We start from the raw sequence: 22283 nt of genomic DNA, 5'->3' as shown, positions 1-22283 counted from the left end.
AGCTAATACGGATTAGCTTATTGACTGCCCACCAACCGGATTACACACTCGGCAGCAACCGCCCCCGAAGTGTGAGGAACCAGGATGACGAACCTACCTCCCGTCAGCCGCCGGACCCTACTCCGCGGCACCGCCGGCGTCGGGCTCGGCCTCGCGGCCGGCCTGCAGCTCACCGGTACCGCGAACGCCGCCCCCGGCGGATTCCCCAACTACAACTACGTCCGGGTCGCGTTCAACAAGGCGAACCTGCGCTACAACCCGACCGGCGAGCTGATCTTCCCCAGCGTCCGCGGCACCGTCGGCCGGATCAGCAACGCCCTCGGCCGCTTCTACCTGTACTACGCCCCGCATGACGCGCCCGGCGGCCTGTGCCTGGCGTACTCGAACTCGCTCGGCGGCCCGTACACCGAGTACGCGGCCAACCCGATCATCAGCCGCACCTGGTCGCCGCACTACAACGTCTCCCACGTCTCCTCACCACACTCGCTGTGGAACGACGACGTCAACGAGCTGTGGATGTACTTCCACGGCGAGAACACGACCACCCGGCTGGCCCGCTCGACCGACGGCATCCATTTCACCTACGACAAGGTGGTGCTCTCCACCTCGATGCTCCCGGCCGGTACGACGGAAGCGTCGTACGCGCGGGTGTTCCGCCACGACCTGCCGTCGAAGGGCGCCCGGTACGTGATGGTCTTCATGATCAACACCACCGCGAACCGTCGCTCGATCGGCTGGGGCTGGTCGCCGGAGGGCCGCAACTGGACCTTCTCCCAGACGCCGCTGATCAACCCGCAGGACGTCGGCGCCCGCGACATCGGCGCACCGGCCATTGCCGAGCGCAACGGTTCGACGTACGTCGTCTACCACACGAACATCGAGGCCGGCGGGGCGATGCGGATCACCGAGGTGGGCAACAACTTCGACAAGCGCAACCACCTCGGCGTCTTCCACACACCGTTGCCCGGGGCACCTGACAACGGTCGTTGCGCAGCGCCTGCCTTCGGCTCGGACGGTGGCGTGGAGTACATGATCTACGAGGCCGGTACCCGCCTCGAAGGCTCCATCGCCATCGCCCGCGCCGTCTGAACACCTAAGCCGGTTTGATGTTCTGGTTCAGATGGAACACGTTGCCCGGGTCGAACTCCGCCTTGACCCGGGCCAGCCGGTCGTAGTTGTCCTGCCCGTAGCCGGCCACCACGCGGTCCTGGCCTTCGTCACCGATGAAGTTCAGGTAGACCGACCCGGTCGACCAGGGCTTCATATCCGTGCACAGATTCCGCGCCCACTCGATCCCGCGCTGGTCGTCGGCCGCGTCGGCCCACATCCCGAACGGGTGGATCACCCAGGCCGCGCTCCGGTGCGGCAACGGCCACTTGCCGGCGTCACGCGCGACCGCGCCTCCCCACGGAGCCACCAACTGCTGCGACGGCGAGGGGTACGGCATGTCCACCGCCCGATCGCAGAACGCCTTGATCGCGTCGTCGGGGAACTCGTCGAGGTGCTCCGCCGACCAGTAGTTCCGGAACCCCGGCGGATCATCCAGCGCCGACTGGATCGCGACATAGGGCATCTCCGCAACCATCACGCCCTCCGGGCACAGATCGAACATCGGCGCGAACGCCTCCCTCGTCTCCGCCTCGGTCCCCGCATAGAACGCGCCCGCCGCAACCAGTCGCTCGCCCTGCAGATGCAGCGGTACGAAGTCCTCCGGCGGCCCCGTCAGATGGATCACGCCGCCGCCCAACTCCTCCGGCGCACCTGCCTCGATCAGGTTGCGGTACCGGCTGAGAACCTCAGGTCCGGCGTCGGCCGGCCAGAACACCATCGCCAGCGTCATCGAGGTCAACGGCCGCAGCTTGAACGTCAGCGACGTCGCCACCCCGAAGTTGCCCCCGCCACCATGTAGCGCCCAGAACAACTCGGTGTTCCTGGTCTCGTCGGCGATCACCAACTGCCCGTCGGCCGTGATGAGCTCGACCGACACCAGGCTGTCGCACGCCAACCCGAACTTCCGCTCCAGCCACCCGGACCCGCCGCCAAGCGTCAGCCCAGCCACCCCGGTGGTCGAGACGCGACCGCCGGTCGTCGCAAGCCAGTATTGCTGGCAGGCGCCATCGACATCCGCCCAAGTAGCGCCGCCCCCGACCCGCGCGAGCTTGGCCTCCGGATCGACCTGTACGGACCGCATCTTGCGCAGGTCGACGACGATGCCGCCCTCCGTCACGCCGGTGCCCGCAACGCTGTGGCCGCCGCCCCGAACCGCGATCTCCAGCCCCTCCGAGACGCCGTACCGGACCGCCGCGGCGACATCGGCCGCCGACTCGCATTGCGCGATCAACCCCGGCCGCTTGTCGATCATCGCGTTGAACACCGACCGGGCTTCGTCGTACGACGAATCGCCCGGCCGGATCACCTCTCCCCCGAACCCGTCCGGCCGTCCCCGATGAGCACCGGACGGACGCGCGATCGTGTCGGACATGGGAACTCCCCCCTTGCTTAGATGTTCCCCAGTTGACACCCCGATGCTGCTCCCGGTTGCGAAGCCGGTCAACGCCTCGCCGCTTACCGGGAGCTCACGCGATTCCCTTGCCTACCAAGGGTTTCCAGCCGGTCACAGCCAGAACTCGCCCAGCCGGGAACCGTGGTAACCGCTTACCGATAAGCTTGATCCCATGACCGTCACCGATGCGCAGACTGCAGCAGTGCTGGGTGGGCCCGGGCAGGTCCTGGCCGATGAGGACGTCCGCGCCTTCATCCGCGAGCAGTTGGGCGGTGCGGGGCTCGACGGGCGCAGCGTCTGCGTGATCGTCCCCGACGCGACCCGGAGCTGCCCGCTACCGCTCCTGCTGGACGCGGTCCACGGCGCACTCACCGGCAAGGTCTCCCGGCTGACCGTACTGGTTGCCCTCGGCACCCATGCCGAGATGTCACCGGCCGAGTTGGCGACCCATCTCGGCGGTGAGTACGAGGTCCTCAACCACGAATGGTGGAAGGAGGAGACCTTCGTCGACCTCGGCACGATCAGCGCGGACCGGATCGGCGAGATCTCCGGCGGCCTGCTCCACGAGGAGGTCCCGGTCCGTCTCAACCGGGCCGTCGTCGAGCACGACGTCGCCCTCGTCGTCGGCCCGGTCTTCCCGCACGAGGTGGTCGGCTTCTCCGGCGGCAACAAGTACTTCTTCCCGGGCGTCGCCGGCCAGGAGGTCATCGACCTGTCCCACTGGCTCGGCGCCCTGATCACCAGCGCCGGCATCATCGGTACGCCGGGCATCACCCCGGTCCGCGCTCTGATCAACGAGGCCGCCGCCCTCATCCCGGCCGACAAGCTCGCCCTCAGCGTCGTCGCCCAGTCCGGTACGAACGCCTTGCACGCCGTGGCTTTCGGCGACACCGCCTCCTCCTGGCAAGCAGCCGCGGCGGTCTCCGCCGAGACCCACGTCCGCTACCTCGACCGGCCGGTACGCCGGGTCGTGTCGCTCATGCCGTCGCGCTACCAGGACATCTGGACAGCCGCCAAGGGCTTCTACAAGGTCGAGCCGATCGTGGCCGATGGCGGCGAGGTCATCCTGTACGCGCCGCACGTGACCCAGTTGGCCGCGATGCACCCGGAGATCGAGCAGATCGGGTACCACTGCCGCGACTACTTCCTCGGCCAGTGGGACAAGTTCCGCTCGATGCACTGGGGAGTGCTCGCCCACTCGACCCACCTCCGCGGCGCGGGTAGCTGGGATCCGGTCGACGGCGAGCGTTGCCGGGTCGACGTCACGCTCGCGACGGGGATTCCGGCGGACGTCGTCCGGGGCGCCAATCTCGGGTACCTGGATCCGGCGGAGTTCGACCTGGCGCAGTACGAGAACGACCCGGAAACCCTGGTCCTCCCCAACGCCGGCGAGATCCTGCACAGACTCCGCTGACAGCGACCCTGACACAGACCTGACTGGCGGGTAACCTTCGCTGCTATGGCTGCTATCGAACAGGTCGAGGTCGCGATCGTCGGGTCCGGATTCGCGGGCCTCTGTATGGGCATCAAGCTCCGCCAGGCCGGTTGCGAGAACTTCGTCATCCTGGAGAAGGCGGATCGCCTCGGCGGCACCTGGCGGGACAACACCTACCCCGGTTGCGCCTGCGACGTCCCGTCGTACCTGTACTCCTTCTCGTTCGAGCAGAACCCGCACTGGACCCGGATGTTCGCGCCCTGGGACGAGATCCTCGCCTACCTCGAGCACTGCGCCACGAAGTACGGGATCGCGGACAAGATCCGGTACGGCGCCGACGTCACCGAAGCCGCTTTCGACGAGGCGACCGGGCACTGGACGGTCACCCTCAACGACACCGAGACGCTGGAAACGCAGGCACTGGTGACCGGCGTGGGCGGCCTGCACAAGCCCAAGCTCCCCGACATCGCCGGCCTTGACTCCTTTGCAGGCAAGGCGTTCCACTCGTCGGAGTGGGACCACGAGCACGACCTGACCGGGCGCCGGGTGGCCGTCGTCGGGACGGGCGCCTCCGCGATCCAGTTCGTGCCGCCGGTGGCCGAGCAAGCCGCGCAGGTGGACCTGTACCAGCGGACCGCGCCGTGGGTCACGCCCAAGCCGGACCGTGCGATCGGGTCGCTCGAGCGGGCTCTGCACTCGCGCTTCCCGGCCGGGCAGCGGGCCATCCGCGACATCATCTACTGGGGGCTGGAGGCGCGCGGGGCCGGCTTCGGGGGCAACCCGAAGCTGATGAAGGGGCTCGAGCTCCAGGCCAAGCGTCACCTCCGCAAGCAGATCACCGATCCCGTCCTGCGGGCGAAGCTGACGCCCGACTACCAGATCGGCTGCAAGCGAGTCCTCCTTTCGAACGAGTACTACCCGGCGCTGACCCGGGACAACGTCGACGTGATCACCAGCGGGATCACCCGGGTCACGCCGACCGGCGTGGTCACCGACGACGGGACCGAGCGCGAGTGCGACACGATCGTGCTCGGGACCGGGTTCGAGGTGTTCGCCAACCTGACCCGGCTCGGCATCCTCGGCCGCGACGGCGTCGATCTGGCGGACAGCTGGAAGCAGAACGGGATCGGCGCGCACCTCGGTATCGCGGTCGCCGGCTACCCGAACCTGTTCCTGCTGGCCGGCCCGAACACGTGGCTCGCGCACTCGTCGATGGTGTTCATGATCGAGTCACAGGTCCGGTACGTGATGCAGGCGCTCGACCTGCTCCGGCGGCGCAACGGGCTGACGGTCGAGGTTCGCGAGGAGGCGCAGGAGCGGTTCATCAGCGAGACCCAGGACGACCTGGGCGACACCGTCTGGCAGACCGGCTGCACCAACTGGTACATCGACGCCCAGGGCCGCAACTCGACCAGCTGGCCCGACTTCACCACGTCCTACTGGCGCCGCACCCGCCGCCTGAACCCCGCCGACTTCGTCATCACCCACTAGCCCGGCGAGCTGCCCTGAGGCTGCCCCTGGGGCGTCCCGGAGTACTGGAGTAGGAGGCGGCCGGGGTCGGCGTACGACTATGGGTGGAGACGAAGACAGGACTTTGGACCGACGCTTTCCAGGCGCGACCGGCGCATCCTTGAAGCATGAACCTCCTCCAGATCCTCAGCGCAGTCGTCATCGTCGGCGGTGTCGTGATCACCGCCCTGATCGCCATCATCCCGACCGTCGTAGACCGCTGACCCAGCCCCGCACTCGAGCCCGGGCGCCCTCCCCACCCTCAGCGCCCCGGTGGTAAGCCAGGCGCCCACCACCGAGCGCTCGAGTGCGGCCGCCCCACACCCGAAGAGCCCTCGGGGGGTTCGTCGGTCGTGGAGCATGCAATCTGAAACGCCGACGCCGGCCGTCCCCACAGGAGCGGCCGGCGTCGGCGTTTCTATTGCTTGAGGCAACGGAAGTATGAGGGACACAAGGGGTTCTGCTACCCCGGGTGGACTGCAAGACCGGTCCTGAGACCGATGGTCAGAGCCGATTGCCGAAGGACTCTTGAGGTATGGAAATCCTTCAGATTCTCGGGTCAGCAGCGATCGTGCTCGGCATTCTCCTCACGGTCCTGATCGCCATCGTCCCCACCGTGGTGGACCGATGACAACCAGCACAGGGAGTCAGCCGACGGACAGGTGACCGAGCAGGTCCTGCCGGGTGAGCACGCCCACCGGCTTCCCGTCGTCCAGCACCATCAGGGCATCCCGGCCTTCCAGCAGTTCGACCGCCTTCGTGACCGACTCCCCCGCGCCCAGTGACGGCAGGGCGTCATCCATGTGCAGCTCGACGATATCCGCGAGCCGCGCCTTCCCGGAGTACAGGGCGTCCATCAACGTCCGCTCCGACACCGAGCCGGCCACCTCGGCCGCCATGATCGGCGGCTCCGCCCGTACCACGGGCATCTGGGAGACGCCGTACTCCCGCAGGATCTCGACCGCCTCGGCGATCGTCTCGTGCGGGTGGGTGTGCACCAGCGGCGGCAGACTGCCGTCCTTGCGCGCGAGCACCTCGCCCAGTGTCGCCCCCTGCCGCTCGTGCGCCAGGAATCCGTACTGCGCCAGCCAGTCGTCGTTGAACACCTTGGTCAGATACCCGCGCCCACCATCCGGCAGCAGGACGACGATGACAGCGTCCGGGTCGTCGAGCTCCTGAGCCAGCCGGATCGCCGCCGCGGCCGCCATCCCGGCGGACCCGCCGACGAGCATCGCCTCTTCGCGCGCCAGCCGCCGCGTCAACGCGAACGAGTCGGCGTCGGAGACCTCGATGATCCGGTCGCAGATGTCGCGGTCGTACGTCTCCGGCCAGAAGTCCTCGCCGACGCCCTCGACCAGGTAGGGCCGGCCGCTGCCGCCGGAGTACACCGAACCCTCCGGGTCGGCGCCGATGATCTGCACGCGCCCGCCGGAGACCTCCTTGAGGTACTTACCGGTGCCGCTGATCGTCCCGCCGGTACCGACGCCCGCTACGAAGTGGGTGATCTTGCCCTCGGTCTGCTCCCAGAGCTCGGGCCCGGTCGACTCGTAGTGCGACAGCGGGTTGTTCACGTTGGCGTACTGGTTCGGCTTCCAGGCGCCGTCGATCTCGCGGACCAGCCGGTCGGAGACGTTGTAGTACGAGTCCGGGTGCTCCGGCGCGACCGCGGTCGGGCAGACGACCACGTCGGCACCGTACGCCTTGAGCACGTTGCGCTTGTCCTCGCTGACCTTGTCCGGGCAGACGAAGACGCACTTGTAGCCCTTGGCCTGAGCGACCATCGCCAGCCCGACGCCGGTGTTGCCGGAGGTCGGCTCGACGATCGTGCCACCCGCCTTGAGCTCGCCCGAGGCCTCCGCGGCCTCGATCATCCGCTTGGCGATCCGGTCCTTCACGGACCCGCCCGGGTTGAAGTACTCGACCTTCGCGAGCACCAGCGGCTTGGCACCGTCAGTGGTCTTCGAAAGCCGCACGAGCGGCGTGTTGCCGACCAGGTCCAGGAGTGATTCTACGTAGCGCACGAATCTCACTGTATGGGACGAGCGCGTCGGAGCGCTATTTCGCTTGCTTCGGTGTCACAGCGTGTAATCCTGGGGGTATGAGAAAAGCCAGGGCCGCCAAGAAACTGGCCCAGGCCGCAGCCTTCGGTGGTGGGGGACTCGGACTGATCGGAGCGACGCTGTACGGCGTGCTGACCGCAGAAGCGCGGTACGCCAAGCGCGTCATCGGTCCGATGAAGGCTCACCCGACCAGGGGCGACGGTCTGTACGGTCGGTACCCAGGTCGTCCGATCACGCTCGCGATGATCGGCGACTCCAGCGCGGCCGGATACGGCACCTCCTCCCCCGACGAGACCCCCGGCGTTCTGCTGGCCTGCGGTCTCGCCGAGCTGGCGAAGCGTCCGGTCCGGCTCGTCGACGTGTCGCGAACGGGGGCCAAGTCCATCGACCTGGCCGGCCAGGTCGACAACGCACTACTCGCCGGCCCGTACGTGGCCGCGATCCTGATCGGCGTCAACGACGTGAAGTCGCAGGTACCGCCGTCGACGTCGGTCCGGTTGCTCGACTCCGCCGTACGCCGGCTCCGCGCCGCGAACTGCGAGGTCGTGGTCGGTACCTGCCCGGACCTCGGCGTCGTCCGGCCGATCATGCCGCCGTTGCGGCAGGTGGCCCGGTCCTGGAGCCAGCGACTGGCTGCCGCCCAGACGATCAGCGTGGTCGAGGCCGGTGGCCGCACGGTGTCGATGGGCTCACTGCTGAGCGAGGCCTTCCGCACCAACCCGTCGATGTGGGGCCCGGACAACTTCCACCCCTCAGTAACCGGGTACGCCGCTGCGGCGGCCGCCCTGCTGCCATCGGTCGCCGCCTCCGTCGGGGTCGGCCCGGAGTCCTTCGTGCAACCCGAGCTGTTCCGTGGCGAAGCGGTGCTGCCGATCGCGGAGGCCGCCGTCAAGGCGGTCCGCACGGCCGGTACGGAGGTGGCCGCCGCCAAGGTGGCCGGTCACGAGCGCGGTCCCCGTGGTCGCTGGGCGCAACTGCGGCATCGCCGCCGGCACCCGGAGGTCGAGGTCGAGCGCGTCGAAGAAGGCAGTACCGACGCCACGGACGCTGTGCCTGTTGGGAAATAGAGCGTCCGCTGAGCGATGACTTTCATGAAGAGGGTCTTGCACACGGCGTTTTCCTGATGCACAGTCGAATGACTACGCGAGAACCCCGATGAAACGGGAGGCGAAGATGGGCTTGAACCACTCCGAGGAGACGCACCAACGTCTGGTGGAGAAGGTGCCCCGGTGCACTGGACGTGAGATGGCCGAGTGGTTCAGCCTGATGAACGACGGACCGTCGTTCCTGCGCTTCGATGACAGGGTGAGATGGCTTTCCAGCGAGTACGCCCTCGCTCACGGGCACGCCACAGCCATCGTCCATGAATACGACCTGGTCAAAGCGCACAGGCGAATGGGCTGACGAGCCGAACAGGAGACTGAATATTTGCCGGAGACCTGCCCTTTCAGGTGGAGGGGCAGGCCTTCGCTGCTTCTGGGTCGCCCTTGTTCCCAAGGACTTCTAGACGACGCAGAAGTCATTGCCTTCGGGATCGGCCATCCAGAAGTGATCCAGTACGCCGTTCTGCGCGACCTCGTGCACAACCGTCGCGCCGGCGTCGATGAGTCGCGCAACCTCTTGCCTGATGGCGGATTCGCGCACCTCTGCCGGTTTGTCGCGTCCTCCGCTCACCTGCAGGTCGAGGTGCAGCCGGTTCTTCGCAGTACGGGCCTCAGGCACCTTCATGAACGTGATCGACGGCAGTACGCCGCTCGGATCGGCCAGGCTCGCCCCATCGCCCCACTCGTCCTCCGGCACGCCGTGATCCACCAGCCAGTTCTCCCAGGTGCTCCACCCGGTTGGCGGATCGGCCTCGACGTACCCCAGAGCCGTGCTCCAGAAGCGCGCCACCCGGGCCGGGTCGGCGCAGTCGATCGTCATCGTCCAGCTCGTTGTCATCTGCCCACCATCGCAGGGCGCACCGACAGAGCCTCGTACCGGAGCTGGGCATGACGAAGGCCCGGTTCCTCCACCTGAAGGAACCGGGCCTCGTTGGTCAGCTGGCTGCTAGTTGCTACCGCGGAGGATCGCGAGGATCCGCAGCAGGTTCACGTACAGCCAGACCAGCGTGACGGTCAGGCCGAACGCGGCCCGCCAGGCCTCTTGCTGCGGGGCTCCGGCGCGGACACCCTGCTCGACCATGTCAAAGTCGAGGATCAGGTTGAACACGGCCAGGCCGACGCCGATCGCGGCGAACAGCAGACCCATCGCGCCGAACCCGCCGATACCGGTGTGGAACCCGAGCAGGCTGGCGACGAAGTTGATCAGGATCACGCCGGCGAAGGCCATCGTGCCGATCATGACCATCTTGGTGAAGCGTGGCGTCACCTTGATCGCGAAGTACTTGTACGTCGCCAGAGTCAGCGCGAACGTCACCATGGTCGCCAGGACGGCTTGCACGATGACATCGGAGCTACCGACGTAGCCGGCGATGAACTTGCTGAAGATCCCGAGGAAAACACCCTCGGCGGCGGCGTAGACGATCACCAGTGCCGGGTTGATCTTGCGCGAGAACGACAGCACCATCGCGAGCGCGAACGCCAGCAGCGCACCGGCCAGGAACACCGGCGTCACCAGACGATCCGGAACCACGTTCCAGGACACCGCAGCGGCTGCCACGACGACACCCAGCGTGATGCTGGTCTTGACGATCACGTCGTCCAATGTCATCGGACGGCTGTTGGCGGGCGCCCCCTGGTACTGCTGGGGCGGCATACCGGCACCGCCGTACTGGCCGGGCTGACCGTATTGACCCGGCTGACCGTACGGAGCGGCCCCGGGATAGGCCTGGCCTTGGCCAGGCGCAAATGCACTCGACCGGTTCAGGACCGGGTTACTGCTCTGCATGTCATCCTCCTGATAACCCACTGTGGGTCGTACCGAGATACTACGGGCCCACCCTTAACAACGCCTGAGGATGACCCAGGTGTTCCCCAAGCGATATCCCAACGCTGGAAGCGGTTGCATAACCCAACTTCTCGGACGAGGTGGGCTTCGGGTCGGCCCCGGACGCGGTGCGGCGTCGTACCTGTATGGGCAAGTACGACGCCGTAACCGATGGCCACCCAGGATGTGGTTCTTCCCGCAGGCCAGTCTTGGGAGGGGCTACTTGGCTGCGGCGTCGCGTGACGCCAGCGCGGCACCGACCTGGTCGGCCAGGGCCACCGCAACCAGCCGCTGCTCGAGATCCGGACGGACCAGTCGCGCCGCCGCAGTCAGCAGGAACCGTCCGCGAGGGACGCCGCCGTGTTGAACGACCAGCTCGATCTCGGAGTTCGTCGGGAGACCATCGCGCTCCACCTTGAGAAGGTGCTCACCGCGGCTCACGGACCCGTCATGGTTCAGCTGCGGCGTACCGGGACGCTGCTCACCGGTGACGAAGCGGCACTTGTCGATACCCAGCACCGTGACCAGCTCTGCACTCACATGCTCGATCAGCTCGTCGGCGGAGCCACCGACGGCAACCGCGCCGGAGGCCGTCATCACCCCGGCCAGATACCCGCTTTGCCGGCTCGCCCTAGCTTGTTGCCGACGGCCCCAGATCGCGATCTCGGTGACGGCAAGGCCGATCACCACCAGGAGGACCGTGGTCTCGATGTCGCCCCGGTCGTCGATGGTCAGCCGGTTGTAGGGAACCGTCAGGAAAATGTCGAACCAGACCGCACTGGACACAGCCGCGACCACTCCGGCCGGCCGGATCCCGAAGGCTGCGACCGCCACGATGACGAGTACCAGTAGCAGGGCGGCGTTCGCGTTGTCGAAACTGTTCCGGAACGGGATCAGGACCGCACAAACGACCAGAGGAAGAACGACAGCCGTTGTGACGACTGGACCGCGGTAGCTCTCCACCCCTCCATTGACGCGCGCCACAGCCCAACAATCAACGCTTCTCACCAGACTCTGACAAAGTCACCCCGATTCCCCTACCGGCCACTAGCCTGTCCCGGTGTCCTCCGATGCAGTCCAGCCCGTCGAACGAGTCCGCCCGCCGGAATCCGCCGGTGAGCGCGAGACGTTGAGCGGGATGCTCGATTTTCTGCGGGATACCGTGGTGAACAAGGTTGCTGGACTGACGGATGAGCAGGCCTTCGGACACCCGGTCACCGCCTCCACGCTCACTCCTGCGGGGCTCGTGAAGCATCTGACCGGGGTTGAGCGGTTCTGGTTCGCGATCGACTTCGCCGCTCAGGATGTCGAATGGCCGTGGACCGACGACGACCCGCATGGCAACTTCGCACTCGCCGCCGGCGACACCCTCCCGGCCCTGGTCGCTGTCTATCAGGCCGAGTGCGCCCGCTCCCGCTCGATCACCGCCGCAGCCGCCTCCCTCGACGACCCGGCACAGGGCGAGGGTATGACCTTCAACCTCCGCTACGCGCTGACCCACTTGATCGAGGAAACGGCCCGCCACGCCGGCCACCTGGACCTCCTCCGAGAGTCCATCGACGGCTCCACCGGCGAGTAGGCCTCTACGATCGAGCGCATGACCGATTCGATCGCCGACCGTGTTGAGCTCGAGGGAATGGTGGATGCGTTCTTCACGGCATTCACCTCCGGGGACGGGACTGCCGAGCGGCTCGACGTACTGCGGAGGCTGTTCGTCCCCGAGGCTGTCATCGTGCGGACCTGTGGTGGGGAGCCCGCCGTCTACGGGGTCGACGACTTCATCGCTCCCCGGCAGGCGTTGCTCGAGGGCGGGACCTTGGTCGACTTCCACGAATGGGCACTTGGCGGACGTACAGAGATCTGGGGCGATATCGCCCACTGGTGGGGCAGCTACGCCAAGGAAGGCGTGCAGGATGGCGTCGCGTTCACCGGCCGTGGGATGAAGACGATCCAGTTCATCCGTACTACGGAAGGCTGGCGTATCTCCGCCGCAGCCTGGGACGACGAGCGGCCCGGCCTGACGATCTAGTCGAACGGCCCCCTGGTCCCGGAGACCTCGTGCTTGAGCACCTGGACGTCGAGCATCTCGAAGCGCTCCGACGGCACCGGCGAAATCTTCCGCCAGCCGTCGAGCGTCTCGTGCGCCACGATCACCTTCACGTTCCACTCCCTTCGTCACCGGTACGACGTACAGGCTCGGCGGAAACGGACACCCGCGTCGCCGTGAATCCGACGACCGACTGGGCAGTGACGAGCTCGAACCCGTCGCCCCCGTCATACGAGAACTCCGAAACCTGCCCGGCAACCTCATCCGGAGCATCATCGAGCCCTTCGTTGTCCTGACTCCACTCGAGGATCACCACACCCTCGAACCGCATAGCCACGCTCGCCGCGCCATCCCCCGCAAACCGCAGGCCGAGCCCACGTAGTACCGGCTCCCACAACACACTCACCAACGTCGTGTCATGCAAGTACACCGGTACGCCGTCCGCGCTCCAGAACTCATAAAGCCCCGACCCGCCACTTGCGACCCCGTGCCGCGGATCGTCCGAAACCCCAACGATCTCGGTGATCACGCCCGATGAACCCGAGGCGACGGCCTTCCTCCTCCTCCTCCTCCTCCACCAACGCCGGGCCCGAGCCGGGACAACCATCGGCCGCACCGCGGATGCCGGAAGGCGGCAAGCCTCCGCATCGCTCTCACGCTGACCATGCGAGAACTCGTACTGACACTCGCCACAAGTCCCATCCCCCGGCTCCCCGAACACACCACCCGGATGCTCCCGCCAGTCATGCCCACACTCAGGACACGACCCGTAGTACCGAACCCGCCGACTCACCAACCACCACCCAGCCGATCCCAAACCTGCGAGGCACACATGAAACGCACGATAACGGCCGTCGCCCACGCTGGACTTGTCAGCATGAGCAAATGACAAGAGTCGGAGGAATCGTCGCGCAAGAGGCGGTCGAGGCGGAGCGGCTGCCCCAATTGATGGACCTGTTCAGCTCAGCCTGGTGGATGGCGGACCGCGCCCCGGATGACATCACTCAGATGCTGCAGGAGTCAGACCTGGTACTGGCGTTCATCCACGAACCGACAAACCAGCTGGCCGGATTCACCAGAGTCCTCACCGACTACACCTACCTCGCCATGGTCCTCGACGTAGTCGTCCACAACAACTTCCGCGGCTCCGGCCTCGGCGCCGCCCTCATGGACGCCGTCGTCCAACACCCACGCCTGACCGACGTACGAAGCATCGAACTGATCTGCCAACCAGACCTAGTCCCGTTCTACCGCCGCTGGGGCTTCACCGATGGCGTCGGCGGGTCGCGCCTGATGCGCCGAACCACAGACCCACGCCTCGTGCGCACCGAGCGGAGAGACCATCAGTGAGGAACTGGGGTGAACTGCAACCGCCACTGCAACCACGCCTCAGAGTCGTTGCTAGTCGCCAACGAACCGGAGTGCGCTCTCGGGGAGGGTTTGGCATCTCGATGCCAGTGCACGGAGACGGAGAAGTCCTCTGTGCTGGGGACCACGGTCGGCAGAAGCAAGGAGGCGATCAATTTCTGCGAGCAGTGCATCCATATCACCCGGGGAGAAGCTCGTATCGTCGAACGGATCTACCTGGCTGAGCAGCGGGTATTCGGTGGCACCGCCCGGCATCAACTCATCGAAGTCGCCAGCGGAATCGAACGTGCCACCGGATGGATCCGGTAGCCGGGTCGCTGCGCCGTCGGAGCCAACAAGTTCGGCGTGAATGCCCATGCGGACATCATGCCCGGCAAGGCGTCAGATCACCGTCACAACCCTGGGGCGCACAGGTGACGGCGCCATGGTGGGGGAGGCGCGGTGCTGCCCGGGACGGGATTCGAACCCGCATGCCTTTCGGCTGTGAGGTTTAAGTTCGCCCATCCCCCATCCGTCTGCGTTCGTGATAGTTCGCCTCAGACTCCTGCTCCGAGTGTTGGACGTCAGCGGACGCCCGTGGATCCGGGTGAACTGCAACTACGACTGCAACTATCTGCGCCTCGTTGCGAACTCGGGGCACCCCGGTCAAGGCAGGCCATCCAAGCGTGACCGCTGGCCGGTCAACGACCCCCGCAGACCATGCTGGCCACCCCGGTTGCTGTACTTCGCTGCTGTATCGTCGCGCGGCCGGATAGCCGCTACCACCTGTTGTGGACAGGCATGGGCAACGTGGGTGATATTTGCCTTCGGTAGGGCTGGAACGGCAAATGTCTACCTTCAGTGCCATAGGAGGCCTCGTGTTCGGTCGCCCGTCAGGTGTGAAGCTCATGATGAGGGCCTGTGATGTCCTTCACCGGCACGCGTCAGTGATTGACCCCGAAGTTGTTCGATTCGATGGCGGACTGACGGTGCTTCGGGTGAGGACGAATATCGACTCATATCTGCTCACATCTCTGGACGGCAAGCGGTGGGTCTCGATTCCGGTTCTCGTTGATCCGACGACTGGTGAGCCGAAAGATGATCAGCTTCGCCTTCCCAGCGGTCTGTTTGGACCCTTCGTCTCATTCAAACCAGATCCAGGTCAGTTGGCCACGGCGATCCTTCAAGAGGTTGTGGCCGGGTGGGACTACCTCATTCAACAAGGTCCCGAAGCTCTTGTAGAAGTAGACCCTCGCTACGAATACGCAGTCGCTGCTCGTGCGGCGGTCGAAGGTGAACCCGGAGATGGCGTCAGTACCGCTTGACGGTTACGTGTCAAGCACACGGTCAGTCCTGCCGCATCGTCCCGATAGCTGCCGACCTTAGGTCTGGTTCGGTGCGGGTCCAGGGGCAAGCTCGCTCGATCGCGAAGCGACGCCGCAGGCGCCCTTGACGCGGGCCGGGCCGGACCGTCCCTCCCATGATTGCTAGCGGGACGATGCGGTAGCTCAGGATCAGACGGCGAGTCACCCCGGATTACGGCGGCCAGTGGCCGGCCGATTGGCGAGGGAGATGAACCGACAGGGTGTCGATCGACGATGGCGAGTTCTGCTGTCTACGACCGCACCCTTGGCACGTGCGCGCCAAGCCAACGGGCGAACGGGGACGACGAGCCCTTAGGCGAGGAGCCGGAGGCTGCCCCGCTCCCCCGGTCCTGTGGTGGCGGCGCGCTTTCGGGCCCTGAAGGGCCCGCCTTGAAGACATGGAGAAACTTGTCAGTCGGTGGCCATAGATGGCGTCGCGCCATTTTCGGTGGCGGCCGCGACGTTACTGAGCGCCGTGTTGGGGGAATTCGCGTTCTGTGATGCCGAATCTACCGAGTTGAAACCTGGCAGAACGCTCGGCGAGTGCTCAGAGCCGATCAGTTGCATCGCGAGAAGGGCCTGGAGGGTCGACTTCAGTCTGGAATCACTAATCCCGTCAGCGAGGGCGAGAGCCTCTTCTAGGCGACGATCATCACGAAGCTTGTCGAAAAACCTCGCCATCAGTTCACGAGACTGATTAGATTGAGTGAAGAATAGTGCCGCAACAGCCTCGGTAACAACACCAGACACATAAGCGCCTATTTCCGGACTCTTTGTTAGCACTGCGTATGCAATGATTGCAAACCCAAGTACACCAAGTGTGATACTGAAGCCGAAGCTGACGCGTGATTGCGAAAGGCCCTGATTGTGATATGTCTCAAGGAGTGCTTGCCGTCTGACCTCAAGCCGCTCGGAAACAGTTTCCATGCGAGTGACTCGTGTAGCCAGGCTCGAGACGTAAGCTTGAAGCTCATTATCGTGGGCGTCGCCGTCCGGCAGGCCTTCCCAAGTGATTTGCCTTGCCTCCGCGCTCGGAGCTTCGGACTCCAGCCTCTCGATGAGCGACTTTTCCTTCCGCTCGACAGCCTCTGCGACTTTGCGGTCACCTCTCGCCGAAAGGGCGTCTTTTAGCAGGGTGTAAACAACAGTGAACCCCGAAACAAGGAGAAATATGAACTCGGTCCCCATGTGCCCCCCATTGGCAGTCTTCTACAACGGCGCAAGGCGATGCGCGAGATCCCCCCACGAGATCGAGACGAGGCTGTCAGTTTGACTCATAGGTGTCAATACGCTGCGTAACGAGACATTCTTGGAGGCAACCTCGGCTGGACGGACCGGGTGTGCTAGAACAGTGACGTGGAGCTTCTTCATCGGGGCAAGGTTCGGGATGTGTACAGCGATCGGCCCGGGGAGGTGATCCTCGTTGCGACTGATCGGGTGTCGGTCTACGACGTGGTGTTGCCTACGCCGGTGCCTGACAAGGGCAAGTTGCTGACGAGTCTGTCGTTGTGGTGGTTTGAGCAACTCAAGGACGTGATGCCCAACCACGTGATCTCGGCTACCGATGTGCCTGCTGAGTTTGAGGGTCGGGCTGTTCGGGTGCAGCAGGTCGACATCATTCAGGTTGAGTGCATCGCCCGTGGATACCTTGCTGGGCTTGGGTGGGAGGCCTACCAGGAGAGCGGGAAGATCTCTGGGGTGTCGATACCCCCGGGGTTGCGTGAGGGCGACAAGCTTCCGCAGCCGGTCTTCACGCCGACCACGAAGACTGCGCCTGAGGACGGGCATGACGAACCGATGACCTTCGAAGAGGTCTCGGAGGCTGTCGGGCCGGAGTTGGCGAAGACGCTTGAGGCGAAGACGCTCGAGCTGTTCGCGCGGGCTACCGAGATCACGGCCGGCCGTGGGGTCCACCTGGCTGACACGAAGTTCGAGTTTGGGCTGGCGAAGGACGGGACGCTTGTCCTTGCCGACGAGGTGCTGACTTCGGATTCGTCGCGGTACTGGCGCGACGAGGACTGGAAGCCTGGGCAGCGACAGGTGTCGTTCGACAAGCAGTACGTGCGGGACTGGGCACGGGATCTGGGGACGTGGGACAAGACTCCCCCGGGCCCTGAGATTCCGGCAGAGGTCGTCAACGAGACTCGGGCTCGCTATGTGGCGATGTACGAGCGCATCACCGGGCTGAAATGGGACTGACCGTGGCGACCTGGGATGAGATCCAAGAGGCTCGCCTGAGCGAGGTACTCGAACTGCAGAAGGTTCACCACCGGCTGCTGGCCGCGAAGGAGCAGGGCGCGGAGCCGGACCCGGCGGATGTCGAGATCTCCCGATCGGTCGCGGCGACCGGACTGAGCGTCGACCGGGTCAACGCGCGGGACGATTACTAGACCTTCGCGCAAGGTCCACCTATGCTTGCGGTGTTCTAGAACACCGATTGAAGAGTTTGAGGTTTCGTCATGCCCCCGAAGTTGGTACGCCCCGCGCCGCCGTACCTGCAGATTGCCGATGCGATCCGTACTCGGATCTCCAACGGTGAACTGCAGGCCGGCGATCGCGTGCCGTCCGTACGGACGCTGATGCGCGACTACGGAGTGGCGATCGCGACCGCCCAGCGGGCGTTGACCAGCTTGCGGGCCGAGGGATACGTCAGGCCCGAGCGTGGCGTCGGGAGCATCGTCACGACCGAGGAAGAGCGCGGCCGGGCCGCGAATGACCGTGTGGACAAGTCTCGGCGTACCGGCAAGGTCTACCCGACCGGTCAATACGCCAAGATCACCCACGCCGCGCTAGGCAAGGCCACCGAGCAGGTCGCGGACGCACTGGGACTCAAAGTCGGGAGCACCGTGATTCGCCGCGTGCGGATCACCTACCGCGCCGACGACAAGCCGATCTCCGCCTCGACCTCCTACTTCAAAGGCGATCTGGCCAAGAGCGCTCCGCTGCTACTGAGCACCGAGCGGATCCGCGAAGGTACCTTCGCCTACGTCGCGAACACACTCAAGCGGACCATCGACGCCTGGCAGGACCAGTTCGAACCCGCCGCGGCCACCACAGAGCAAGCAGCTGAGCTTGGCCTTGACGAAGGCGATCTCATCCTCGTTGGCCGCAACTGGGTCTACGACGACGCCGGCGACGTGCTCGAGTACGGCGAAAGCATCACCTTCGGCCGAGTCACCTACCGCGGACGCCTCGGCGACTAGTCCCGCACCCGGACCAAACACCCACCACGCGATCCCTCATGACGGGTTGTAGTCATGATCGAAGTGTTCTAGGCTCTGAACTAGAACACTTAACCCGGAGCGCCAACCTCTGCAGCTCCCCCGACGAACGGCTGTGCGATGACCGACGCGGACCGCACCAAACCCCTTGTTCTCGGCTATATCCGGCAGCACCTACTCATGACCGAAGACGAACTGGTTGGCGTCAAAGCACGGCTCGTCGACTATGCCTTCGCCGAGGGCTTCACGATGGGGACGGTCTTCATCGAGCAACGAGAGTCCACGCCCGCCGCGTTCGAAGCGCTGGTTCAAGCCATCAGCCAGGACCAGGCTTCGGCCGTCGTACTTCCGAGCATGCTGCACTTCGCTGTTCTCGGCGCCCCGCTCGCCGTCAAGCTCACGTTCGAACGCGCAACTGGCGCCCAGGTCTTCGTCGCCGCCGGCCTCGACTGGAGCCACTAAGCCGGCGGGTGGGCGTACCGGTCCCTGCACCTGCGTCCACCCGCCGCTCCACCTTCATCTAGTTGCCCACAGCAACCGCACTCGAATGAGGCGCCCATGTCCGATATCCAAAGACTGAAAGCCCAGCTGTACCAACTGACGACCGAAGCCCAGCAAGGCGCCGGAAGCCTCGGAGGCTTCCGGCAGAAGTTCGGCCAGACCGGAGCGCAGGTCCAAGCCCTGATCGCCGGATCAGCCACCGGCGCCGACCGCGACATCTCCCAACTCCTGGATGCCGCCGGACGTTCGCTCGAACAAGCCGTGGAATCCCTCCAGATCGCCGCACAAGGCTGCCGAAGCTATGCCGACCAGATCTAGCCGTCGAAGGCACGAAAATGCCGTCCGAACTCCAGCGGGTCGCCCAGGCGCTGCTAACTGCACTGGACGAGACACCTCGCGTGGCCGACTACCTCGCGCGGATGGCTCAGAGGTGCCGGGAGAAAGCAGGCTATGTCGGGCACATGTCGAACAACCCGGCAGCACAGATGGCCGCAATACAACTGGACGAGGCCGCCAGTCGCTGCGAAGAGGCAGCTCACTACCTGGCTCAGGTACGGCCAAAAGCACAGGACTGGGCCGCCCAAATGGTGGCCGGACGCCGGACGCCGGCGGAGGGCCAGCGAGACGATGAACGGGTCTCAGAGGGGAAGAATCCGAAGCAGGCCCCCCAGGCAGGCGACAAGCCAAGCCCGGGAACCGAGCGGTCGCGTCCCACGATCAGTGATGAAGACGCCTGGGGTCTGTTTCGGATGCTGCCGGTACGCGTTGAGCGTCGAGGCCATCGGGAGAAGACCAGTGGCCTCTGGCGAGACGCCGATGGGAACGAACAGCCCTTGCTCAGCGGCATCGACAGGTATCGAGAGATGGCAGACCGCCTGGCGTTGGATAAGGAGCTGGGCGACCCGCCGCATACCTTGGCGATCTCGGCGCATGTCGAGATCAAATTCGCGCTGATGATGCGTGAACGCGGGCTCAAGGACGAGACGATTGCGATCAACAAGAGGCCGTGTGACGGTGACCTTGGTTGTGATCAGATGCTGAGCCGGTTCCTCCCGGCGGGCGGTAGTTTGACCGTCTACGGACCGGCTGGATTCAAGCGGACCTACCTCGGTACGGAACAGGATGGGTGACGACATGGCAGCGACTGTGAGGGCCTTCTACAAGAACGGCGCAGGTCCCACGCTCCTGACTTCGGCGGCCGATGTCGACGCGCTGGTCGACGCGGTCTTGGCTGAGCCGTTCGAGAACTCGGTTGTCGCGCTTTACAGCGAGGCGCGGCCGCTGTTGGAGTCCGGTGTCCGTGACCACGAGCTGCGCATCGGTATCGACGCCGAGGCCAAGGTGGGCGGCATTCGGTACGCCGGTGACGACGGGACTGCCCGCGGCGTCTGGTACGTCCCGGGAAGCCCCAGCCAACGCGAAGAAGCATTCTTCTACTACCAGGGGCATGACGAGGGCTGGCCACAGGATTCTGAGGTCTCGCTCGAGGATGTGCGTCGAGCCATCGGAGAATTCGTCCAGACCGGCGGGGGCCGACCGACATCCCTTGAGTGGTCAGCCTGGCCTGCTGATATCGCCTGATCCTGCGCAATCCTTCATTTGGTGCCGGTGCCCCGACAGGATTCGAGATCAGTCAGCCCTTGGGGTTTTGGCGACGTGTTCGGCGGTCGTGGATCGCGTAGAAGGCGGTGGCGATCAGACAGGTCCAGAGGTAGGCGTTGGTGAGCAGGCGCTCTCCGAACGAACGGCCGCCTGCGGAGTCAGCGTCGATGATCCGCCAGAGGATCCAGCCGATTCCACTGCCGAGCACGAAGAGTCCCAGGCGGATGGCGTACCAGCGAAGCCGACCCGGCTTACCCGCGGCGTAGAAGGTGTTGATGTCGAACAGCTCACGCACAACCCCAGCACGGCCCGCCTGGGTGTCGGCAGCTGGGGCCTCAGGGTGCTGGTCATCCATCTGATCAGTCTGACAGTCGAGGGGTCTGCACAGGCCAGCTGTCGTTGTGCCCGGGACGGGATTCGAACCCGTATGCCTTTCGGCTGCGAGGTTTAAGCTCGCTGCGTCTGCCGTTCCGCCACCCGGGCCTGCGACCAAAAGAGCACCTTACAAGTAGATCCCGGCCACGGACACAGGGTAAGCACGGAACCCCGGATCGCCGCCACACACCAACCAACTGGAGAGTCGGGTTCGAAGGCATCCCTGAGCGTGGGGAGGCGGCAACCGGGCGAGTTGGTGTGTGATGGCCGTCCGGCCCCTGCCGAGCTACAGGTAGACCTTGCGGGGGTAGATGGCGTGGGCGCCGGCTACTCGGTCTAGGAAGAGGGCTCCGGAGCAGTGGTCTATTTCGTGTTGGAGGGCTCGGGCTTCGAAGGCGTCTGTGGTGAGGGTCAGTTCGGCTGTGGTGCCGGGGAGGGTGCCGGTGATGGTCAGGCGGGTGGCTCGCTTTACGTCGCCAGTGAGGTCGGGGACTGACATGCAGCCTTCGCGGGCCTTCTCCTGGCGGGTGGCCTCCACGATTACCGCGTTGCAGAGGACGAAGACGCCGTGGCAGGTGCGGGTTTTGGGGTGGCCGGTCACGTCGAGGGCGAACATCTGGGCTGCGACGCCGACCTGGGGTGCCGCCAGTCCCACGCAGCCGGGCGAGATGCGCATCGTGGCGACCAGGTCAGCGGCCAAGGCGACCATCACCGGATCCAGTGGATCCACCGACGCGCCCTCGGTGGCTAGTACAGGGTGAGGGGCCTGGACGACCTCCAGTACGTCGCCTGTGAGACCAAGTTGAGCCGGGCTCCAGCTGGCGAGCGTCTGGTTCAGGTGGGCGGTCACGGGAGAGCTCACAGATCGTCGCTCTCGGCCGGGCGCAGTGTGACTCCGACTCCGAGCTCCTCGGCGGTGATCTCCAATGCGCGCTGGAGCATTCCCAGCTCCGCCCCGGCCGGCAGCTCGACCTCGGCCGTCAGCACGTACAGCGAGCCGCTCAGCCGCGTCGTCTGGTCGGTGATCGTCCCGCCGACGCTCGCGATCATCCGGGTCACGGCGGACACGATCCCCGGCCGATCCGCGCCGTGCACGCTCAAGATGAAAGGCGCCCCGATCGGCGCGTGCGCCAGCTCCGGCCCCATCTCACGCACTGTGATGACGAGCTCCCCCCGCAGCGGCTCCAGGGCCTCGCGCACCTCAGCGAAAGGCCCCGAGCAGACGATCATCATCGCGAAATGCCCGCGCAGGAGCGTCATCGTGGAGTCTTCGAGGTTGACGCCGGTCTGGGCGAGCGCCTCGGTGACGTCGGCGATGATGCCCGGGCGGTCCGGGCCGATGACGGTGACTGCGAGCTGACTCATGGGCGAAAACCTACCCGGACCAAAGT

At 65.5% G+C, this 22283-nt stretch carries 28 protein-coding genes and 1 tRNA gene; 17 read left to right on the top strand and 12 right to left on the bottom strand.

Features of this window, described 5'->3' with window-relative positions:
• Positions 1–84 precede the first annotated feature (84 nt).
• A complete protein-coding gene (locus G3I17_RS10210; RefSeq protein WP_164595720.1) occupies positions 85–1089 on the top strand; it encodes a hypothetical protein in 1005 nt (334 codons plus the stop codon).
• A 4-nt stretch (positions 1090–1093) separates the two neighbouring features.
• Here the strand turns inward: G3I17_RS10210 and G3I17_RS10205 are convergent, their stop codons facing one another.
• Positions 1094–2482, bottom strand: coding sequence for an FAD-binding oxidoreductase (locus tag G3I17_RS10205; protein ID WP_164595719.1), 1389 nt, complete (start codon positions 2480–2482; stop codon positions 1094–1096).
• A 193-nt stretch (positions 2483–2675) separates the two neighbouring features.
• Here G3I17_RS10205 and G3I17_RS10200 point away from each other — a divergent pair, with 193 nt between their 5' ends.
• Positions 2676–3917 carry a lactate racemase domain-containing protein gene (locus G3I17_RS10200; protein ID WP_164595718.1) on the top strand — a complete coding sequence of 414 codons (1242 nt, stop codon included), beginning with the start codon at positions 2676–2678 and terminating at the stop codon, positions 3915–3917.
• A gap of 45 nt (positions 3918–3962) precedes the next feature.
• Positions 3963–5429, top strand: coding sequence for an NAD(P)/FAD-dependent oxidoreductase (locus G3I17_RS10195; RefSeq protein ID WP_164595717.1), 1467 nt, complete (start codon positions 3963–3965; stop codon positions 5427–5429).
• A 665-nt stretch (positions 5430–6094) separates the two neighbouring features.
• On the opposite strand, the gene G3I17_RS10190 is transcribed toward G3I17_RS10195, so the two are convergent.
• Positions 6095–7468, bottom strand: a complete 1374-nt coding sequence (locus G3I17_RS10190) for a cystathionine beta-synthase (RefSeq protein WP_164595716.1) — start codon at positions 7466–7468, stop codon at positions 6095–6097.
• Between the two features lie 77 nt (positions 7469–7545).
• Here G3I17_RS10190 and G3I17_RS10185 point away from each other — a divergent pair, with 77 nt between their 5' ends.
• Positions 7546–8574 carry an SGNH/GDSL hydrolase family protein gene (locus tag G3I17_RS10185; RefSeq protein ID WP_164595715.1) on the top strand — a complete coding sequence of 343 codons (1029 nt, stop codon included), beginning with the start codon at positions 7546–7548 and terminating at the stop codon, positions 8572–8574.
• A gap of 88 nt (positions 8575–8662) precedes the next feature.
• Complete coding sequence (locus tag G3I17_RS10180) at positions 8663–8911, top strand: DUF4287 domain-containing protein (RefSeq protein ID WP_164595714.1); 249 nt, start codon at positions 8663–8665, stop codon at positions 8909–8911.
• Positions 8912–9010: 99 nt separating this feature from the next.
• On the opposite strand, the gene G3I17_RS10175 is transcribed toward G3I17_RS10180, so the two are convergent.
• From G3I17_RS10175 to G3I17_RS10165, 3 genes are all read right to left on the bottom strand, one after another.
• Positions 9011–9448: a VOC family protein gene (locus G3I17_RS10175; protein WP_164595713.1), complete on the bottom strand. Its 438-nt coding sequence runs from the start codon at positions 9446–9448 to the stop codon at positions 9011–9013.
• 108 nt (positions 9449–9556) lie between these two features.
• The gene (locus G3I17_RS10170; protein ID WP_164595712.1) at positions 9557–10396 is read right to left on the bottom strand and encodes a Bax inhibitor-1/YccA family protein; all 840 of its coding nucleotides are present in this window, start codon (positions 10394–10396) and stop codon (positions 9557–9559) included.
• A 258-nt stretch (positions 10397–10654) separates the two neighbouring features.
• Positions 10655–11419: a DUF4118 domain-containing protein gene (locus G3I17_RS10165; RefSeq protein ID WP_203589994.1), complete on the bottom strand. Its 765-nt coding sequence runs from the start codon at positions 11417–11419 to the stop codon at positions 10655–10657.
• Positions 11420–11495: 76 nt separating this feature from the next.
• Here G3I17_RS10165 and G3I17_RS10160 point away from each other — a divergent pair, with 76 nt between their 5' ends.
• Both G3I17_RS10160 and G3I17_RS10155 read left to right on the top strand, forming a co-directional pair.
• Positions 11496–12014 carry a DinB family protein gene (locus G3I17_RS10160; RefSeq protein ID WP_343238256.1) on the top strand — a complete coding sequence of 173 codons (519 nt, stop codon included), beginning with the start codon at positions 11496–11498 and terminating at the stop codon, positions 12012–12014.
• An 18-nt stretch (positions 12015–12032) separates the two neighbouring features.
• Positions 12033–12464, top strand: a complete 432-nt coding sequence (locus G3I17_RS10155) for a DUF4440 domain-containing protein (protein ID WP_164595711.1) — start codon at positions 12033–12035, stop codon at positions 12462–12464.
• On the opposite strand, the gene G3I17_RS41570 is transcribed toward G3I17_RS10155, so the two are convergent.
• Positions 12461–12595 (bottom strand): hypothetical protein, encoded by a 135-nt coding sequence (locus G3I17_RS41570; RefSeq protein WP_275402425.1) that lies wholly within the window; start codon positions 12593–12595, stop codon positions 12461–12463. The two genes, G3I17_RS10155 and G3I17_RS41570, sit on opposite strands and share 4 nt — an antisense overlap.
• Entirely contained in the window at positions 12592–13011 is a 420-nt protein-coding gene (locus G3I17_RS10145; protein ID WP_164595710.1) for a hypothetical protein, read from the bottom strand. Before G3I17_RS10145 ends, G3I17_RS41570 begins: the two co-directional genes overlap by 4 nt.
• A 356-nt stretch (positions 13012–13367) precedes the next feature.
• Here G3I17_RS10145 and G3I17_RS10140 point away from each other — a divergent pair, with 356 nt between their 5' ends.
• The 3 genes from G3I17_RS10140 to G3I17_RS10130 all read left to right on the top strand — a co-directional run bounded on the left by G3I17_RS10140 (position 13368) and on the right by G3I17_RS10130 (position 15154).
• Positions 13368–13832, top strand: a complete 465-nt coding sequence (locus G3I17_RS10140; protein WP_164595709.1) for a GNAT family N-acetyltransferase — start codon at positions 13368–13370, stop codon at positions 13830–13832.
• A 132-nt stretch (positions 13833–13964) separates the two neighbouring features.
• Entirely contained in the window at positions 13965–14159 is a 195-nt protein-coding gene (locus G3I17_RS10135; RefSeq protein WP_164595708.1) for a hypothetical protein, read from the top strand.
• Positions 14160–14707: 548 nt separating this feature from the next.
• Positions 14708–15154 (top strand): hypothetical protein, encoded by a 447-nt coding sequence (locus G3I17_RS10130; protein WP_164595707.1) that lies wholly within the window; start codon positions 14708–14710, stop codon positions 15152–15154.
• 450 nt (positions 15155–15604) lie between these two features.
• On the opposite strand, the gene G3I17_RS10125 is transcribed toward G3I17_RS10130, so the two are convergent.
• Positions 15605–16381: a hypothetical protein gene (locus G3I17_RS10125; RefSeq protein WP_164595706.1), complete on the bottom strand. Its 777-nt coding sequence runs from the start codon at positions 16379–16381 to the stop codon at positions 15605–15607.
• Positions 16382–16549: 168 nt separating this feature from the next.
• Between G3I17_RS10125 and G3I17_RS10120 the strand changes: the two genes are divergently transcribed.
• The 7 genes from G3I17_RS10120 (at position 16550) to G3I17_RS10090 (ending at position 20496) form a co-directional block, all read left to right on the top strand.
• Positions 16550–17392: a phosphoribosylaminoimidazolesuccinocarboxamide synthase gene (locus G3I17_RS10120; RefSeq protein ID WP_164595705.1), complete on the top strand. Its 843-nt coding sequence runs from the start codon at positions 16550–16552 to the stop codon at positions 17390–17392.
• Entirely contained in the window at positions 17383–17583 is a 201-nt protein-coding gene (locus tag G3I17_RS10115) for a hypothetical protein (protein WP_164595704.1), read from the top strand. The genes G3I17_RS10120 and G3I17_RS10115 overlap by 10 nt, the downstream gene beginning before the upstream one ends.
• A 69-nt stretch (positions 17584–17652) precedes the next feature.
• A complete protein-coding gene (locus tag G3I17_RS10110) occupies positions 17653–18396 on the top strand; it encodes a GntR family transcriptional regulator (RefSeq protein ID WP_164595703.1) in 744 nt (247 codons plus the stop codon).
• Between the two features lie 138 nt (positions 18397–18534).
• Positions 18535–18876, top strand: coding sequence for a hypothetical protein (locus tag G3I17_RS10105; protein ID WP_164595702.1), 342 nt, complete (start codon positions 18535–18537; stop codon positions 18874–18876).
• A gap of 96 nt (positions 18877–18972) precedes the next feature.
• Positions 18973–19233 (top strand): hypothetical protein, encoded by a 261-nt coding sequence (locus tag G3I17_RS10100; RefSeq protein ID WP_164595701.1) that lies wholly within the window; start codon positions 18973–18975, stop codon positions 19231–19233.
• Between the two features lie 80 nt (positions 19234–19313).
• A complete protein-coding gene (locus tag G3I17_RS42055) occupies positions 19314–20045 on the top strand; it encodes a DddA-like double-stranded DNA deaminase toxin (RefSeq protein WP_203589993.1) in 732 nt (243 codons plus the stop codon).
• A complete protein-coding gene (locus G3I17_RS10090) occupies positions 20038–20496 on the top strand; it encodes an Imm1 family immunity protein (RefSeq protein WP_164595700.1) in 459 nt (152 codons plus the stop codon). The genes G3I17_RS42055 and G3I17_RS10090 overlap by 8 nt, the downstream gene beginning before the upstream one ends.
• Positions 20497–20548: 52 nt before the next feature.
• Here G3I17_RS10090 and G3I17_RS10085 read toward each other — a convergent pair whose 3' ends face one another.
• From G3I17_RS10085 to G3I17_RS10070, 4 genes are all read right to left on the bottom strand, one after another.
• The gene (locus G3I17_RS10085) at positions 20549–20872 is read right to left on the bottom strand and encodes a hypothetical protein (protein ID WP_164595699.1); all 324 of its coding nucleotides are present in this window, start codon (positions 20870–20872) and stop codon (positions 20549–20551) included.
• Positions 20873–20919: 47 nt separating this feature from the next.
• Positions 20920–21000: transfer RNA gene (locus tag G3I17_RS10080), tRNA-Leu, on the bottom strand.
• A gap of 178 nt (positions 21001–21178) precedes the next feature.
• Positions 21179–21742, bottom strand: a complete 564-nt coding sequence (locus G3I17_RS10075) for a peptide deformylase (RefSeq protein WP_164595698.1) — start codon at positions 21740–21742, stop codon at positions 21179–21181.
• Between the two features lie 8 nt (positions 21743–21750).
• The gene (locus tag G3I17_RS10070; protein ID WP_164595697.1) at positions 21751–22257 is read right to left on the bottom strand and encodes an ACT domain-containing protein; all 507 of its coding nucleotides are present in this window, start codon (positions 22255–22257) and stop codon (positions 21751–21753) included.
• Between the last annotated feature and the right edge of the window lie 26 nt (positions 22258–22283).

Origin of the sequence: Streptomyces sp. SID13031, from assembly GCF_010548305.1 — a bacterium.
GTDB lineage: Bacteria > Actinomycetota > Actinomycetes > Propionibacteriales > Kribbellaceae > Kribbella.
The sequence above is the reverse complement of the archived record's forward strand: the minus strand, read 5'-3'. Positions and strand labels throughout refer to the sequence as shown.

What these genes read in the sequence shown, in the direction of transcription:
- G3I17_RS10210 (WP_164595720.1), top strand. Translation starts at nt 85, where the DNA reads ATGACGAACCTACCTCCCGTCAGCCGCCGGACCCTACTCCGCGGCACC.
- G3I17_RS10205 (WP_164595719.1), bottom strand. Translation starts at nt 2,482, where the DNA reads ATGTCCGACACGATCGCGCGTCCGTCCGGTGCTCATCGGGGACGGCCG.
- G3I17_RS10200 (WP_164595718.1), top strand. Translation starts at nt 2,676, where the DNA reads ATGACCGTCACCGATGCGCAGACTGCAGCAGTGCTGGGTGGGCCCGGG.
- G3I17_RS10195 (WP_164595717.1), top strand. Translation starts at nt 3,963, where the DNA reads ATGGCTGCTATCGAACAGGTCGAGGTCGCGATCGTCGGGTCCGGATTC.
- G3I17_RS10185 (WP_164595715.1), top strand. Translation starts at nt 7,546, where the DNA reads ATGAGAAAAGCCAGGGCCGCCAAGAAACTGGCCCAGGCCGCAGCCTTC.
- G3I17_RS10180 (WP_164595714.1), top strand. Translation starts at nt 8,663, where the DNA reads ATGAAACGGGAGGCGAAGATGGGCTTGAACCACTCCGAGGAGACGCAC.
- G3I17_RS10175 (WP_164595713.1), bottom strand. Translation starts at nt 9,448, where the DNA reads ATGACAACGAGCTGGACGATGACGATCGACTGCGCCGACCCGGCCCGG.
- G3I17_RS10170 (WP_164595712.1), bottom strand. Translation starts at nt 10,396, where the DNA reads ATGCAGAGCAGTAACCCGGTCCTGAACCGGTCGAGTGCATTTGCGCCT.
- G3I17_RS10155 (WP_164595711.1), top strand. Translation starts at nt 12,033, where the DNA reads ATGACCGATTCGATCGCCGACCGTGTTGAGCTCGAGGGAATGGTGGAT.
- G3I17_RS10140 (WP_164595709.1), top strand. Translation starts at nt 13,368, where the DNA reads ATGACAAGAGTCGGAGGAATCGTCGCGCAAGAGGCGGTCGAGGCGGAG.
- G3I17_RS10125 (WP_164595706.1), bottom strand. Translation starts at nt 16,381, where the DNA reads ATGGGGACCGAGTTCATATTTCTCCTTGTTTCGGGGTTCACTGTTGTT.
- G3I17_RS10115 (WP_164595704.1), top strand. Translation starts at nt 17,383, where the DNA reads ATGGGACTGACCGTGGCGACCTGGGATGAGATCCAAGAGGCTCGCCTG.
- G3I17_RS10110 (WP_164595703.1), top strand. Translation starts at nt 17,653, where the DNA reads ATGCCCCCGAAGTTGGTACGCCCCGCGCCGCCGTACCTGCAGATTGCC.
- G3I17_RS10105 (WP_164595702.1), top strand. Translation starts at nt 18,535, where the DNA reads ATGACCGACGCGGACCGCACCAAACCCCTTGTTCTCGGCTATATCCGG.
- G3I17_RS10100 (WP_164595701.1), top strand. Translation starts at nt 18,973, where the DNA reads ATGTCCGATATCCAAAGACTGAAAGCCCAGCTGTACCAACTGACGACC.
- G3I17_RS10090 (WP_164595700.1), top strand. Translation starts at nt 20,038, where the DNA reads ATGGGTGACGACATGGCAGCGACTGTGAGGGCCTTCTACAAGAACGGC.
- G3I17_RS10085 (WP_164595699.1), bottom strand. Translation starts at nt 20,872, where the DNA reads ATGGATGACCAGCACCCTGAGGCCCCAGCTGCCGACACCCAGGCGGGC.
- G3I17_RS10070 (WP_164595697.1), bottom strand. Translation starts at nt 22,257, where the DNA reads ATGAGTCAGCTCGCAGTCACCGTCATCGGCCCGGACCGCCCGGGCATC.